The organism is Enterococcus sp. DIV0876, assembly GCF_050529585.1.
In the GTDB taxonomy this organism is placed as follows: domain Bacteria; phylum Bacillota; class Bacilli; order Lactobacillales; family Enterococcaceae; genus Enterococcus_D.
Genome location: NZ_CP172882.1, coordinates 2793394 through 2806543, shown reverse-complemented (window position 1 = coordinate 2806543; position 13150 = coordinate 2793394). Strand labels below are relative to the sequence as shown.

The 13150-nt window shown below is 42.5% G+C and carries 15 protein-coding genes and 1 tRNA gene; 12 read left to right on the top strand and 4 right to left on the bottom strand.

Features of this window, described 5'->3' with window-relative positions:
• Nucleotides 1-82 precede the first annotated feature (82 nt).
• The 3 genes from IGI41_RS13305 to msrA all read right to left on the bottom strand — a co-directional run bounded on the left by IGI41_RS13305 (nucleotide 83) and on the right by msrA (nucleotide 3323).
• Complete coding sequence (locus IGI41_RS13305) at nucleotides 83-1489, bottom strand: TrkH family potassium uptake protein (RefSeq protein WP_430610250.1); 1407 nt, start codon at nucleotides 1487-1489, stop codon at nucleotides 83-85.
• 99 nt (nucleotides 1490-1588) lie between these two features.
• Nucleotides 1589-2653, bottom strand: a complete 1065-nt coding sequence (locus IGI41_RS13300; RefSeq protein ID WP_430610249.1) for an iron-containing alcohol dehydrogenase family protein — start codon at nucleotides 2651-2653, stop codon at nucleotides 1589-1591.
• 151 nt (nucleotides 2654-2804) lie between these two features.
• On the bottom strand, nucleotides 2805-3323 hold the full coding sequence (gene msrA, locus IGI41_RS13295; protein WP_430610248.1) for a peptide-methionine (S)-S-oxide reductase MsrA: 519 nt from the start codon (nucleotides 3321-3323) through the stop codon (nucleotides 2805-2807).
• An 87-nt stretch (nucleotides 3324-3410) separates the two neighbouring features.
• On the opposite strand from msrA, the gene IGI41_RS13290 reads away from it, so the two are divergent.
• From IGI41_RS13290 to upp, 8 genes are all read left to right on the top strand, one after another.
• Nucleotides 3411-3938, top strand: coding sequence for an AAA family ATPase (locus IGI41_RS13290; protein WP_430610247.1), 528 nt, complete (start codon nucleotides 3411-3413; stop codon nucleotides 3936-3938).
• Complete coding sequence (locus IGI41_RS13285; protein ID WP_430610245.1) at nucleotides 3938-4510, top strand: GNAT family N-acetyltransferase; 573 nt, start codon at nucleotides 3938-3940, stop codon at nucleotides 4508-4510. Before IGI41_RS13290 ends, IGI41_RS13285 begins: the two co-directional genes overlap by 1 nt.
• A gap of 132 nt (nucleotides 4511-4642) precedes the next feature.
• Nucleotides 4643-5227 carry a thymidine kinase gene (locus tag IGI41_RS13280; RefSeq protein WP_430610243.1) on the top strand — a complete coding sequence of 195 codons (585 nt, stop codon included), beginning with the start codon at nucleotides 4643-4645 and terminating at the stop codon, nucleotides 5225-5227.
• Between the two features lie 3 nt (nucleotides 5228-5230).
• Complete coding sequence (gene prfA, locus IGI41_RS13275) at nucleotides 5231-6304, top strand: peptide chain release factor 1 (protein ID WP_430610242.1); 1074 nt, start codon at nucleotides 5231-5233, stop codon at nucleotides 6302-6304.
• Nucleotides 6297-7154: a peptide chain release factor N(5)-glutamine methyltransferase gene (prmC, locus tag IGI41_RS13270; protein WP_430610241.1), complete on the top strand. Its 858-nt coding sequence runs from the start codon at nucleotides 6297-6299 to the stop codon at nucleotides 7152-7154. The genes prfA and prmC overlap by 8 nt, the downstream gene beginning before the upstream one ends.
• A gap of 175 nt (nucleotides 7155-7329) precedes the next feature.
• Nucleotides 7330-8361, top strand: coding sequence for an L-threonylcarbamoyladenylate synthase (locus IGI41_RS13265; protein ID WP_430610240.1), 1032 nt, complete (start codon nucleotides 7330-7332; stop codon nucleotides 8359-8361).
• 77 nt (nucleotides 8362-8438) lie between these two features.
• Nucleotides 8439-9680, top strand: coding sequence for a serine hydroxymethyltransferase (glyA, locus tag IGI41_RS13260; protein ID WP_430610239.1), 1242 nt, complete (start codon nucleotides 8439-8441; stop codon nucleotides 9678-9680).
• Between the two features lie 174 nt (nucleotides 9681-9854).
• Nucleotides 9855-10484: a uracil phosphoribosyltransferase gene (gene upp, locus IGI41_RS13255; protein WP_054115173.1), complete on the top strand. Its 630-nt coding sequence runs from the start codon at nucleotides 9855-9857 to the stop codon at nucleotides 10482-10484.
• A 62-nt stretch (nucleotides 10485-10546) separates the two neighbouring features.
• Here the strand turns inward: upp and IGI41_RS13250 are convergent, their stop codons facing one another.
• A complete protein-coding gene (locus IGI41_RS13250) occupies nucleotides 10547-10783 on the bottom strand; it encodes a hypothetical protein (protein WP_430610238.1) in 237 nt (78 codons plus the stop codon).
• 124 nt (nucleotides 10784-10907) lie between these two features.
• Here IGI41_RS13250 and IGI41_RS13245 point away from each other — a divergent pair.
• From IGI41_RS13245 to IGI41_RS13230, 4 genes are all read left to right on the top strand, one after another.
• A tRNA-Thr gene (locus IGI41_RS13245) sits at nucleotides 10908-10980 on the top strand.
• Nucleotides 10981-11213: 233 nt separating this feature from the next.
• Nucleotides 11214-12395 carry an FtsW/RodA/SpoVE family cell cycle protein gene (locus IGI41_RS13240; RefSeq protein ID WP_430612861.1) on the top strand — a complete coding sequence of 394 codons (1182 nt, stop codon included), beginning with the start codon at nucleotides 11214-11216 and terminating at the stop codon, nucleotides 12393-12395.
• Nucleotides 12396-12406: 11 nt separating this feature from the next.
• Complete coding sequence (locus IGI41_RS13235) at nucleotides 12407-12784, top strand: arsenate reductase family protein (protein WP_430610237.1); 378 nt, start codon at nucleotides 12407-12409, stop codon at nucleotides 12782-12784.
• Nucleotides 12766-13104, top strand: a complete 339-nt coding sequence (locus IGI41_RS13230; RefSeq protein ID WP_430610236.1) for a glycine cleavage system protein H — start codon at nucleotides 12766-12768, stop codon at nucleotides 13102-13104. The genes IGI41_RS13235 and IGI41_RS13230 overlap by 19 nt, the downstream gene beginning before the upstream one ends.
• Nucleotides 13105-13150: the final 46 nt, after the last annotated feature.

The following is a 13150-nucleotide window of genomic DNA, read 5'->3' as shown; positions in this document are numbered from 1 at the left end:
AGAGAACAGCTAAAAACCCAAACCGGCAACAAGTGCTGATCTGGGTCCAATAAACCTGCATTTCATTGTATGCAGATACGATTTAACCAATAATGATTTTTTCGGTTGGGTATTCGTAGCCGATATCACGGGTTTCTTTTGGTACGAATAACATCAATGTGTACAACATACCGATTCGTCCGATGAACATCAAGAGAGCAATCACTAATTTGCCGATAGTGGATAGGTCACCAGTGATACCTAACGATAGACCCGTTGTTCCAAAAGCCGATGAAACCTCTACAATAATCGCAATCAAGGGAATATCTTCGGTTGCGGTCAAAAACAGCACGCAGAAAAAGCACATACCCATAGACAACATAAAGACGACAACGGATTTACGAACATCATCTTCATCGATACGACGGCCGAAAATATTGATATTGTCTTCGCTTTTCAAAAACGCATATAGATACAAGCCAATGATCGCGATCGTTGTGGTACGAATCCCACCGCCGACTGAGCTCGGACTACAGCCAATGAACATGAGCAATGAGAATACGATCAATGTGGTTGTCTGGAAGTTTCCTAAGTCGTGGATCTGCAAACCAGCATTTCGCGTCGTCATTGAATAGAACATACTATTCATCCACATCCCGCTCAAGCTGTAATCTTTGAACAGATGGTCCTTTTCAAGGAAGAAGATTGCCAGAGTACCGCCAACAAATAGAATCACGAATGCTAAGACAGCGATTTTGGTAAATAAGGAGAAGCGAAAGGGCAGTTGCCGCCGTCGTTTTTTCAATTTAAATTGAACCCATTCTCGAAAGTCCATGATGACCGGAAAGCCAATGCCGCCGATAAAAATCAACAGCATGATACAACTCAAGAAAAAGTAGTCATGAGAAAAAGGCAAAATCGAGTTGCCGGTTACATCAAAACCGGAGTTGGTGACAGCCGAAATCGCTTGATAAAAACCATAAAAAATCGCATCCCGCCAGTTGTTGTAATACCCATATAGGTGAAAATAGAGCGCGAAGATGGAACCAGCTACTATCTGACACAACAAAATAATGGTAAATGTCGTGCGGATCATCCGGACGATCCCGCTTAATTTGGGTTGGTTCATATCGGTCATGATCAGCTGTCGTTGTTTCAAACTGATTTTTCGTCGAGAGACGATTGCAAAAAAGGTGGAGATCATCATGATCCCCAACCCACCTACTTGGAATAGGACTTCAAGTAAAACAACACCGCGGTCATTGAATATATCATTGATGGGGAATGTCGTTAGTCCAGTCACGCTGACTGTGCTGACTGCCATGAAAAACAGATCGATAAAAGAAACATCGGCATCTGCTTTACGGAAAAATGGCAAGTAAAACAAGACCAATGATACGACTGTCATCACGATATAATAAAAAACGATCACTTGGATCGAAGATACGTTTTTTGAAAGAAATGTCTTACCCTTGCGTTGTGTCAGTCGGGCAAAGCGGCTGATATTCATGTAGATTAACCCCTCACTTGGTAAACTAAGAACAGTATACCAAAGAACAAGGGGTTTTTGAATGAAAGTGATAGGGCAGGGAGATGCTTTCTCCTAAAATCAAAGTGCTTCAACAGCAAGGATCGCTTGGTAGACTTTTTCGGTCGTAATTGCTGGATCAATCAACACAAATGTTTCTTCGGGATTGATGGCATAGCGTAACACATCTTCAAAGTAGGCTTGGTCGGTGCGGGTGACATGGATATCTTTTAATTTCATCGGCAAGTGCAAGGCTTCATAGAAAGGACGCAGCTCTTTGATAACGGCTAAGTCATTGGTATAAGCCAGTTGTACCCAAATACAATAAGCGACTTTGTTGCCGTGTAAAACAGAATGGGTCTCTTCTAAATACGACAAGCCATCATGTAAAGCATGGGCGCCGGAAGTGCGGCCGAAGTCAACGGCAAAACCACCAACTTCACCAGCCAGTGCAATAATGGCGTCTGTGATGCGAGCAAATGCCGGCGTCAACTTCTGTGCTTGCAGATCAGCCACTGCTTGGGTGGCATCATGGATCAGCAACTCTTTGATCAAGCAAGCACTTTGAAACCCTAAGCGCACCAATGCGGTTTTTTTGTCATCGGTCAAATGACGATAAATGGCTTCCATTTCATAATATTTTGCCAATGTATCGGCGATACCGGCAATAAAGTAATCTACAGGTGTAGCCAATAAGAAGGCTGTATCGACTAGTGTGAGATAGGCGCCCTTTTTTGCATAATCGATTTTGTTGATCGTGTGGTCTGGATGATAGACGACGATCACTGGCGTGAAGGGGGCGCAATTGGAAACGAGGGTTGGGATCACAATGAGTTCTGCACCAAGCCGTTCAGCGGTGATTTTTGCTGTATCAGCCACCCGACCACCACCAATGGCGACCACAGCATCAGCATACATGATCTTTTCTGCAAGGAACTGTCCATTTTCATAGCTGGAAGAACCATCATAGCGATAGATCGGATAGTCAAAATCATGGGGATAATAAGCTTCAAATGCAGCAAAGGATTGGGTTCCAGTGATGACTGCAACATGTTCAAAATCGGCTAAATAGTCGGGTAAATCGTTTAAGACATTCTCACCAGTCACATACCGATTGGGCCCAGGGCGGACTTCATTGGCTAACATAGACAACACTCCTCAATAATCGTCAGAATTTTCAACCATCTTAACGCGTAATGTAGATCGTTGTCAATTTTTTTTGTGATAAGAAAAAGCGGATACCTCCCGTGAAGTGAAGGTATCCGTATGAATTTCCTTTTCTTAGTCTGGGCAATAATCACCCCCAGTTTTTGCGAATAAATCCCGCGCGGCCAGAACCTTCACTGTATGCATGATAATGGGCAGCGTTTTTTTTATAAAAATCTTGGTGATAGTCTTCAGCTGGATAAAAAGGTTCCGCCGGTTCAATACTTGTGACGATTTGATCAGTAAAACGACCACTGGCTTGCAGATTGGCTTTAGATTCCTCAGCAATGGCTTTTTGTTTTGCACTATTGTAAAAAATCACTGGACGATAAGAATCGCCACGGTCTGCGAATTGACCAAAGGCATCGGTTGGATCGGTTTGTTGCCAGTAAATCGAAACGAGTTCATCATAGGAAATCAGTTCAGGATCAAAGGTGATCTCCACTGCTTCAGTATGACCCGTCGTTCCAGTTGTGACTTCTTGATACGTTGGATGAGGGACGTGCCCACCAGTAAATCCGGAGACCACTTTCTCAATGCCAGGCAAAGAATCAAAGGGTTTGACCATGCACCAAAAACAACCACCTGCAAAAATTGCTGTATCTTTCATATAAATGCCTCCTTTTCTCCTATGGTAAGCTTCTCATGGCGAAAAACAAATGATATGCTTGATGTAAAGGAAAAGGGGATTTGAGATATGGCTGCAACACTGATTTTGCTAAGAGGCAATTCAGGTAGTGGGAAAACAACCATTGCCAAAGCATTGCATGCTTATTTTGGTGCAGATGCACTGTTGATCTCTCAAGACGTCTTTCGTAAAGAAATTTTTCATATTAAAGATACGCCGAATAATCCAGCAATAGAATTGATGCTGCGCACGATCCAGTACGGTCAATCTTGTGTGCCGATCGTTATTGTGGAAGGTATCTTTTCTTCGGATGTGTACCATGATTTTCTAAAAGATGTGTTTCGTCTATTTGCGCATAAGCACCTTGTTTATTATTTTGATATACCCTTTGAGATAACCTGTCAACGTCACCAAACGCGACCGCAAAATAAACAGTTTTCAGAAACAGATATGCGCCGTTGGTGGCGTCCAAATGATTGGCTACAGGATAAAATGGCTATCGTGATCGATGAAAAAGTGATTACCCAAGAACAGAGCGAAACAGATACGACCAATCAAATTATCAAAGACTACAAACATATAAGTGAGGGATCATGATGTTAGATAAAACCATTCCCTATGCGGAACTTTGGATGGCGCGACCTACAAAGACAATAGTTGAGACAAAACCAATGCCCAATCGCGTGCCAATCAGAACTTATCAAGTCGGAGATGCTGAAAAATGGGCAGCTATCGAAACGGCGGTTGGTGAGTTTGAAAGCGAAACAGAAGCATTGCAGTATTTTCAAGCTACATTTATACCAGAAGAACAAGCGTTGAACCGACGAATGTTTTTTGCGCTGGATGCACAAGGAGAACCTATCGGTACGGCTACAGCGTGGTGGAAAATGCGGGAAGATGGTGTTTTAGTGCCCATCGTGCATTGGGTGGCTGTCCATCCTCGTGGACAACGGCAAGGCATCGCCCGCCAACTGCTGCAACGTGTACTAACAGTCTGTCAGCAAGCAGATGCGCCGATGATTTATCTGCATACACAAACTTGGAGTCATCACGCAATTGCTTTATATCGATCGTTAGGTTTTGCGATCATTGATACGGATATCGATGGCCATGCCAACCTTGACTATTCCCGAGCCATGGACATTCTTGATCAAACTGGGTACGTATAAGTTATGTGAGGTGTTCTTGTTTTTTTATGGGTCTGGCTTCATTGGAGCAATCGCTGCAGCAAGAATTTAAGTCTGTAAAAATTTCGTTTTTTCAAGTATAATACCAAAGGAGTATGAGGAAGGATGGGCGAAATGGCACAGCTTTTTTTTAAATATGGCGCGATGAATAGTGGCAAGACCATTGAAATTTTGAAAGTGGCACACAATTATGAAGAACAAGACAAACCAGTTGTGATCATGACCAGCGGTTTAGACACGAGAAGCGGTATCGGGAATGTATCAAGCAGAATCGGTTTAGAACGCGATGCGATTCCGATATTTGATGAAACAGATTTATATCATTTGATCAAAGACTTGGGGTATAAACCATATTGTATCTTGATCGATGAGGCACAATTTTTGAAGAAACATCATGTACTCGCCTTTACCAAAATCGTCGACGAATTAGGTATTCCAGTTATGGCGTTTGGTTTGAAAAATGATTTTCGCAATGAGTTGTTTGAAGGCTCGAAGTATTTGCTCTTGTACGCGGATAAAATTGAAGAAATGAAAACAATTTGCTGGTTCTGTCACAAAAAAGCGACAATGAATCTGCATTACATCGACGGCAAGCCTGTCTATGAAGGGGATCAAGTCCAAATTGGCGGCAATGAAGCCTATTACCCAGTTTGTCGAAAACATTACTTTCACCCTGTCATGAAAAAAGAAGGAGAATAAACCATGTACGATCAGTTACAAGCAATAGAAGACCGTTATGAAGAATTAGGCGAATTACTCAGTGATCCTGCTGTTATTTCAGACACGAAACGTTTTATGCAGCTGTCTAAAGAAGAGGCCAACACTCGGGATACTGTTGAAGTATACCGACGCTATAAAGAAGTCGTGGAAGGAATCAAAGATACAGAAGAACTGCTTGGCGAAAGTTTAGATGCCGATATGGCAGAAATGGCCAAAGAAGAATTATCAGATTTGAAGAAAGAAAAAGAAGTTTTAGAAGACCGTATCAAGATTTTGTTATTACCAAAAGATCCCAATGATGACAAAAATATTATTATGGAAATTCGTGGTGCTGCTGGTGGTGATGAAGCAGCTTTATTCGCCGGCGATCTATTCAATATGTATCAAAAATATGCGGAGAATCAAGGCTGGAAAGTCGAAGTCATGGATGCCAATGTTACTGGTATCGGCGGATATAAAGAAGTCATCATGATGATCACTGGTGATAGTGTCTTCTCAAAATTGAAATATGAAAGTGGTGCCCATCGTGTACAGCGGGTCCCATCGACTGAGTCTCAAGGACGGATCCATACATCGACAGCAACAGTTGTCGTTATGCCAGAGGCAGAAGAGGTAGAAATCGATATCGCGGATAAAGATATCCGGGTCGATATTTATCATGCATCAGGTGCTGGTGGTCAGCACGTCAACAAAACTGCCTCTGCAGTGCGTCTGACCCATTTACCAACAGGGATCGCGGTGGCGATGCAAGATGAACGTTCTCAGTTGAAAAATCGTGAGAAAGCGATGAAAGTGTTGCGGGCACGGGTCTATGATCAAATTTCTCAAGAAGCCCAAAGCGAATACGATGCCAACCGTAAGTCGGCTGTTGGGACAGGGGATCGTTCTGAACGGATCCGTACCTATAATTTCCCGCAAAACCGCGTGACCGATCATCGCATCGGCTTGACTATCCAAAAATTGGATCAAATTTTGGCTGGTAAATTGGATGAAATCGTGGATGCGTTGATCATGTATGATCAAACATCAAAATTAGATGAGATGCAAAATGGCTAAAACCTATCGAGAAGTCCTTTCACGGGCTTCTTCTTTTTTAGAATCTGCCGGACTGGAAGGATATGCGATCCACTATCTTTTTTTACGGCGCAAAAAATGGCAGCAATTGGATTGGCTGCTGCACATGGACACACCAATCGTGCCAACAGATGAACAACAGATCAAAGATGATTTGGCACAATTATTAGATCACCAGCCGCCCCAGTATCTGTTAGGATATGAAGAATTTTATGGACATCAGTTTAAAGTTACAGGGGATACGTTGATTCCACGGCCAGAAACCGAAGAATTGGTTGCACAATGTTTGGCTGACTTTCCTGGAGATAAACCACTGCGGGTAGTGGATGTTGGGACAGGTACGGGTGCGATTGCGATTTCCTTAAAATTGGCGCGACCACATTGGCAAGTCGCTGCAGTAGATTTATCACAGGCTGCATTGGCCATTGCAAAAGAAAATGCGGCAATACTTGATGCCGCAATTGATTTCTATCAAGGAGATACGCTGTTGCCGATCATTGAACAACAATGGGACTTAATTGTCTCTAATCCACCTTATATCAGCCAGAATGAGTGGGATTTGATGGATGTCAGTGTCAGAGAATATGAACCGAAACTGGCGCTGTTTGCAGAAGACGATGGGTTGGCGATGTATAAAAAAATTGCCCAACAAGCCCAGCGTTGCCTAACACCTGCTGGGCAGATTGCAGTGGAAATTGGTTTTCAACAAGGAAAAGCCGTTCAAGGCATATTTGCTGCGGCATTTCCGCAAAAAATAGTCACGATCAAACAAGATATCGCTGGACAAGACCGGATAGTCATTGTTCGTCATCCACAAACTGTGGATAAATAATTTTTTTGAAGGGTGAATCTGATAAAAAAGCCTTTGAAACAAGCAAATAAAAAGGAAATCGAGTTATAAACAGACTTATACACACTTGACAAACGATTTATCCACAAAATGTGGATAAAAAAACGTCAAATGTTGATAACTGTGGAAATGTATAAATAAAGGATGTGGATAAACTGTGGAAACCAAATTATTTGATGAAGATCACATTGCAGAAGCAGCTGCAGTTCTAGCAAAAGGCGGTTTAGTGGCTTTTCCAACTGAAACAGTCTATGGCTTAGGCGCGAGTGCGCTTTTACCAGATGCTGTTGCACAAGTCTACCAAGTAAAAGGAAGACCGAGCGACAATCCATTGATTGTCCATGTTGCAGCGTCGGCACAAGTTGAAGCGTTTGTGGATAACCTATCACCAATGGCTAAAAAACTGATGAAGACTTTTTGGCCTGGTCCCTTGACATTGATTTTTAAAATCAAAGCGGGCAGCTTGCCGTCTATCGTTACAGGAGGGCTGGACACTGCGGCTTTTCGGATGCCGGATCATCCGCAAACATTGGCATTGATCGAAAAAGTGCAGCAACCATTGGTGGGACCAAGTGCCAATACTTCAGGCAAGCCGAGTCCAACATCGGCGGCACATGTCTGGCATGATCTGCAAGGGAAGATTGCCGGTATTTTGGATGGAGGAACAACACGGATCGGTGTAGAGTCGACTGTTCTTGATTTAAGTGATCCTTCAGGGAAGCCGATCATTTTACGGCCAGGTGCGATTGCCAAAGAGCAACTTGAAGCTGTTTTAGAAACTGAGGTTTTATTGGATAAACATTTGGTTTCGGCTGGCGAGGCACCCAAAGCACCTGGAATGAAGTATAAACATTACGCGCCAAATACCAAGGTGATGATGGTGAAAGAAGCAAATTGGCCAGCAGCAATTGCTTGGGCGCAAGCCAATCACTTGAAAGTGGGGGTTTTGGCAGGCCCTACGATCGCTGATGCAGTCCGTAAGGAAACGGCAGCAATCTATCAGTATTTTGATGACAGTCCAGAAGCAGCTGCGAGAGGCTTATTCGCAGGTTTGCGGGCTTTGGATGAATCGACTGCAGGATTTGATTTGCTGCTGGCAGCGACGTTTTCTGAAGCAGGGATTGGTGCTGCCTACATGAATCGATTGAAAAAAGCGGCAAACCACGAATATTTCCAAGAAAACAAATGAAAATCTTATCTTCCTTATAGGTGGCTTTTGGGAAATATGATACAATGCTACCATTAAGGTTAAGGGGTGTTGTAAGCATGGATTATCAAACATTTGATCCTGAATTGTGGCAAGCGATCGAAAAAGAAACGAATCGTCAGCAAAATAATTTGGAGTTGATTGCGTCGGAAAATATCGTTTCTGAAGGTGTAATGGCTGCACAGGGCAGTATTTTGACCAACAAATATGCCGAAGGTTATCCTGGGCGTCGCTACTATGGTGGTTGCGAGTTTGTTGATGTTGTAGAAAATTTAGCTATTGAACGCGCGAAAGCAATCTTTGGTGCCGCATATGCCAATGTCCAACCACATTCTGGATCCCAAGCCAATACGGCTGCTTATTTAGCATTGATTGAAGCAGGCGACACGGTATTGGGTATGGATCTGTCAGCGGGCGGCCATTTGACCCACGGTTCACCAGTCAATTTTAGTGGGAAAACTTATCATTTCGTAAGTTATGGAGTAGATCCAGCAACTGAAGTGATCGATTACAATGTGGTGCGTATTTTAGCCCGCAAACATCAACCCAAATTGATCGTTGCAGGTGCGAGTGCGTATTCCCGAACGATCGATTTTGCAAAATTCCGTGAAATCGCCGATGAAGTGGGTGCCAAATTAATGGTTGATATGGCTCATATCGCGGGTCTGGTAGCAGCAGGTCTTCATCCTAACCCAGTTCCGTTTGCAGACATCACGACTTCAACCACCCACAAAACATTGCGCGGCCCACGTGGCGGCTTGATTTTGACCAATGATGAAGCGTTGGCCAAAAAAATCAATAGTGCTGTTTTCCCTGGTATCCAAGGAGGACCTTTAGAACATGTGATCGCTGCTAAAGCTGTTGCTTTCAAAGAAGCACAAGAGGACACGTTTAAAACGTATTCCGAACAAGTGATCAAGAATGCACAGGCAATGGCGAAAGTCTTCAATCAAGCACCGCAAGCGCGTTTGGTTTCTGGTGCGACGGACAATCATTTGTTGTTGATCGATGTTCGCGGCTTTGATTTGAATGGCAAGGAAGCAGAAGCGTTGTTGGATCAAGTCAATATCACGGTCAACAAAAACTCGATTCCTTTCGAATCATTGAGCCCATTCAAAACAAGCGGGATCCGGGTAGGAACCCCCGCAATCACGAGTCGCGGCTTCAAAGAAGGAGACGCTGTCGAAGTAGCCAAACTGATCGTGAAAGTTTTGGAAAAACCAAATGATGAAGCAACATTGACAGAAGTCAAAGCGCAAGTCAAAGAATTAACGGACAAATATCCGCTTTACCAAGACTAACCGAATAGGACTGTGACAGATCAAGCCTCAGGCAAACAGCAATCAAGCGTGCGTCTTGAGGGTATCTGGCACAATCCTTTTTTTGAGGCAGTCTACTGTGCTGAAAAAGTGCATGGTTGTATCAAAGGACAATATGCTTTAAAATAAAAGAAAAACTAAAGGAGATTTTTTAGAATGGGTAAATTTCAAGTAATCGATCACCCGCTGATCCAACACAAATTGACGATGATCCGCGATAAGAACTGCGGAACCAAGGTTTTTAGAGAAGTTGTAGATGAAATTGCTATGTTGATGGCATATGAAGTATCAAGAGATATGCCGTTGGAAGATTTAGTGATCGAAACACCAATCGAAGAGTCAACACAAAAAACCTTATCTGGTAAAAAAGTAGCGATTGTGCCGATTTTACGTGCCGGATTAGGTATGGTAGACGGTATATTGGAATTGATCCCAGCAGCAAAAGTAGGACATATCGGGATGTACCGTGATGAAGAAACGTTAGAACCCCACGAATATTTCGTGAAATTACCTGAAGATATCGATGAACGCCAATTGTTTATCGTCGATCCAATGTTGGCGACTGGCGGTTCAGCAATCATGGCTATTGATGCCTTGAAAAAACGTGGAGCCTCAAACATGAAGTTTGTTTGTTTGGTTGCTGCGCCTGAAGGTGTCAAAGCGTTGCAAGATGCCCATCCTGATGTAGATATCTATACTGCAAGCTTAGATGAACGTTTGAACGAAAATGGCTACATCGTTCCTGGATTAGGCGATGCCGGTGACCGTTTGTTCGGAACAAAATAAACAAAAAAAGGGAAAATCGTCGCGATTTTCCCTTTTTTGATTGCTGAGTGTGACTCAGTATATTAGATTTTAGTTAACTGTTTGTAATTGATAATCAGGACACCATTGCTTTGTGTAACTAATTTTTGGTTATCCGCAGTTTCATTTAGTTCGACGACCGCAGAGTTTTTCAATTGTTTTGTGATCGTACCCGTTTGCTGGGTACCGTGGATCGTGAACGTGACAGGAGTGGCGACCTCAAATGTTGAACCTTCTTGTGACGGGACAATCGTTGTTTCGAATTTACCAAATGTAGCCATGTAAAAACCTCCTTGATATATCTATTATACCATATTTTTTGAAAATTTTCAGCAATTGAAATTTTCTTCCTGATAGCTCTTTACAAAACCTACGTTTTTGCCTATAATCATCTTTGTGTGAGTTGCCAGCTTAGCTCAGTTGGTAGAGCAACGCACTCGTAACGCGTAGGTCACAGGTTCGAATCCTGCAGCTGGCATATTGAAAAGACCATTATCTTCTCTTTGATTGGAGATAAGGGTCTTTTTGTTTGTTTTGACATCAAAATTTGCCGATAGCGCCTATTTTTAGGGCGACTTTAATTAAGGGATCCTTCTTTTCAGGGAAATCATTAAAGTTTCTAAATTTTTTATGAATGCGGACGGACAATCCTTTCTTTTCTGGGCAAACATCACTATAATGGATAAAGATTCTACAGAAGAGAGTGTGGGCATGGAAAATACACGAAAAAAGAGTGACAATCGAATTGATTACGGTGTGATTTTACCCGTATTTTTATTATGTCTGATTGGGGCAGCTTCGCTGTATGTGGCGTTGACACATGACCCCAGCAATCCGTCGATTGGACGGATCTTAGGGTTTCAAGCGTTGTGGTATGTATTAGGCATCGCAGCAATAGTGATTATTATGCATATCAAATCTAAATGGCTTTGGAAATTGACGCCTTATATCTATGGGGCAGGACTTGTGGTCATGTTGGCGTTGGTTAAATTTTATGATCCGGCGATGGAAGCCTCCACAGGATCAAAAAACTGGTTCCGCTTTGGTTCCTTTACATTGCAGCCTTCGGAATTGATGAAAATTGCTTTTATTATGATGTTGGCGCTAGTCGTGACAAGTCACAATGTCCAAAATCGGGAAAGAACGCTAAAAAGTGATGGCTTGCTGATTGCTAAAATGTTGGCAGTTACGATTCCTGTCTTGGTATTGATCACGTTACAAAATGATTTTGGCACCATGTTGGTCTTTTTAGCAATTTTCGGCGGTGTTTTTTTAATGTCAGGAATTTCTTGGCGCATCGTGATTCCGGTGATCGCAGCTTTTGTCTTGATCGGCGGCGGTACGGTTTTCCTTGTTACAACAGATATGGGGCGCGAGTTGCTGTACAATACTGGTATTTTTAAAGAATATCAATTTGCCCGGATCGATTCTTGGCTAGACCCATTTCATGATACCCAAGGGCAATCTTTCCAACTGGCATATGCCTTGATGGCGATTGGCTCTGGTGGGATGTTCGGTAAAGGCTTTAACGTAAGTGACGTTTACGTGCCTGTTCGTGAATCAGATATGATTTTCTCAGTCATTGGTGAAAATTTTGGCTTCGTGGGCAGTGCCTTTGTGATTTTACTGTATTTCATTTTGATTTATCGGATGATTCGGATCTGTTTTGATACGAATAATGAATTTTACGCTTATTTGGCGACAGGGATCATTATGATGATTCTTTTCCACGTATTTGAAAATATTGGTGCCAATATCGGTCTTTTGCCGTTGACTGGGATTCCGTTGCCGTTTATTAGCCAAGGGGGTTCTGCATTATTGAGTAATATGATTGGTATTGGATTGATTTTATCTATGCGGTATCAAGCAGAGACCGCACCAAAAACGTTATAAGGAGTCATGTGATGGTTGAAATATATGTCTATCCTAAATGTGGGACATGCAAAAAGGCGCAGGCGTGGTTAGAAAAAAATGATGTGGCGTTTGAACCTATCGATATTGTCCAAGATACGCCGAATGAAACGCAAATATCCACGTGGATCGAAAATAGTGGCTTGCCATTGCGCCGCTTCTTTAATACGAGTGGCATGAAATATCGAGAACTGGGCCTCAAAGACCAAATATCTCAGTTGACGAATCAAGAAGCAGCGGCGATACTGGCAACGGATGGCATGTTGATCAAGCGTCCATTGATCGTTGAAGGGGAACGTTTTTTGATCAATGGCTTTAAAGAAAACGAATATGAAGGAGTTTTATTGGAATCATGGAAAAAAGATGTTTAAGAAAAAAAGATAATTTATGGATTTTGTTTAATGGCAATGAGTACTGTGTTGGTTTGACCAAAGAGGCCCAAGAAGAGTTAGGTGCGATCTCTTTTGCATCGATCCAAAAAGCCGGTACTGCGTTGAAACAAGGCGATACATTGGTTGAGTTGGAAGCAGAAAAAGCAGTCAGTGAATTCACAAGTCCACTAACCGGCGTCATCTCTTCTATCAATGAAAAAATTGATCAGTCTATCGATATCTTAAACGATGAAGATGAAATGAATGCTTGGCTAGTTAGTTTCAAAGATGTTGACCCAAGTCAATTTGAAGCACTGTAAAGCTTCTTTGCAAATAACTACTATTTTTGATAAAAAGAATTGACAG

Excerpts from the sequence above, each read along its gene's own strand:
- IGI41_RS13285 (WP_430610245.1), top strand. The coding sequence starts at position 3,938 with ATGTTAGATAAAACCATTCCCTATGCGGAACTTTGGATGGCGCGACCT.
- IGI41_RS13230 (WP_430610236.1), top strand. The coding sequence starts at position 12,766 with ATGGAAAAAAGATGTTTAAGAAAAAAAGATAATTTATGGATTTTGTTT.
- IGI41_RS13250 (WP_430610238.1), bottom strand. The coding sequence starts at position 10,783 with ATGGCTACATTTGGTAAATTCGAAACAACGATTGTCCCGTCACAAGAA.
- IGI41_RS13290 (WP_430610247.1), top strand. The coding sequence starts at position 3,411 with ATGGCTGCAACACTGATTTTGCTAAGAGGCAATTCAGGTAGTGGGAAA.
- prfA (WP_430610242.1), top strand. The coding sequence starts at position 5,231 with ATGTACGATCAGTTACAAGCAATAGAAGACCGTTATGAAGAATTAGGC.
- IGI41_RS13235 (WP_430610237.1), top strand. The coding sequence starts at position 12,407 with ATGGTTGAAATATATGTCTATCCTAAATGTGGGACATGCAAAAAGGCG.
- IGI41_RS13280 (WP_430610243.1), top strand. The coding sequence starts at position 4,643 with ATGGCACAGCTTTTTTTTAAATATGGCGCGATGAATAGTGGCAAGACC.
- IGI41_RS13305 (WP_430610250.1), bottom strand. The coding sequence starts at position 1,489 with ATGAATATCAGCCGCTTTGCCCGACTGACACAACGCAAGGGTAAGACA.
- upp (WP_054115173.1), top strand. The coding sequence starts at position 9,855 with ATGGGTAAATTTCAAGTAATCGATCACCCGCTGATCCAACACAAATTG.
- IGI41_RS13300 (WP_430610249.1), bottom strand. The coding sequence starts at position 2,653 with ATGTTAGCCAATGAAGTCCGCCCTGGGCCCAATCGGTATGTGACTGGT.
- msrA (WP_430610248.1), bottom strand. The coding sequence starts at position 3,323 with ATGAAAGATACAGCAATTTTTGCAGGTGGTTGTTTTTGGTGCATGGTC.
- glyA (WP_430610239.1), top strand. The coding sequence starts at position 8,439 with ATGGATTATCAAACATTTGATCCTGAATTGTGGCAAGCGATCGAAAAA.
- IGI41_RS13240 (WP_430612861.1), top strand. The coding sequence starts at position 11,214 with ATGGAAAATACACGAAAAAAGAGTGACAATCGAATTGATTACGGTGTG.
- prmC (WP_430610241.1), top strand. The coding sequence starts at position 6,297 with ATGGCTAAAACCTATCGAGAAGTCCTTTCACGGGCTTCTTCTTTTTTA.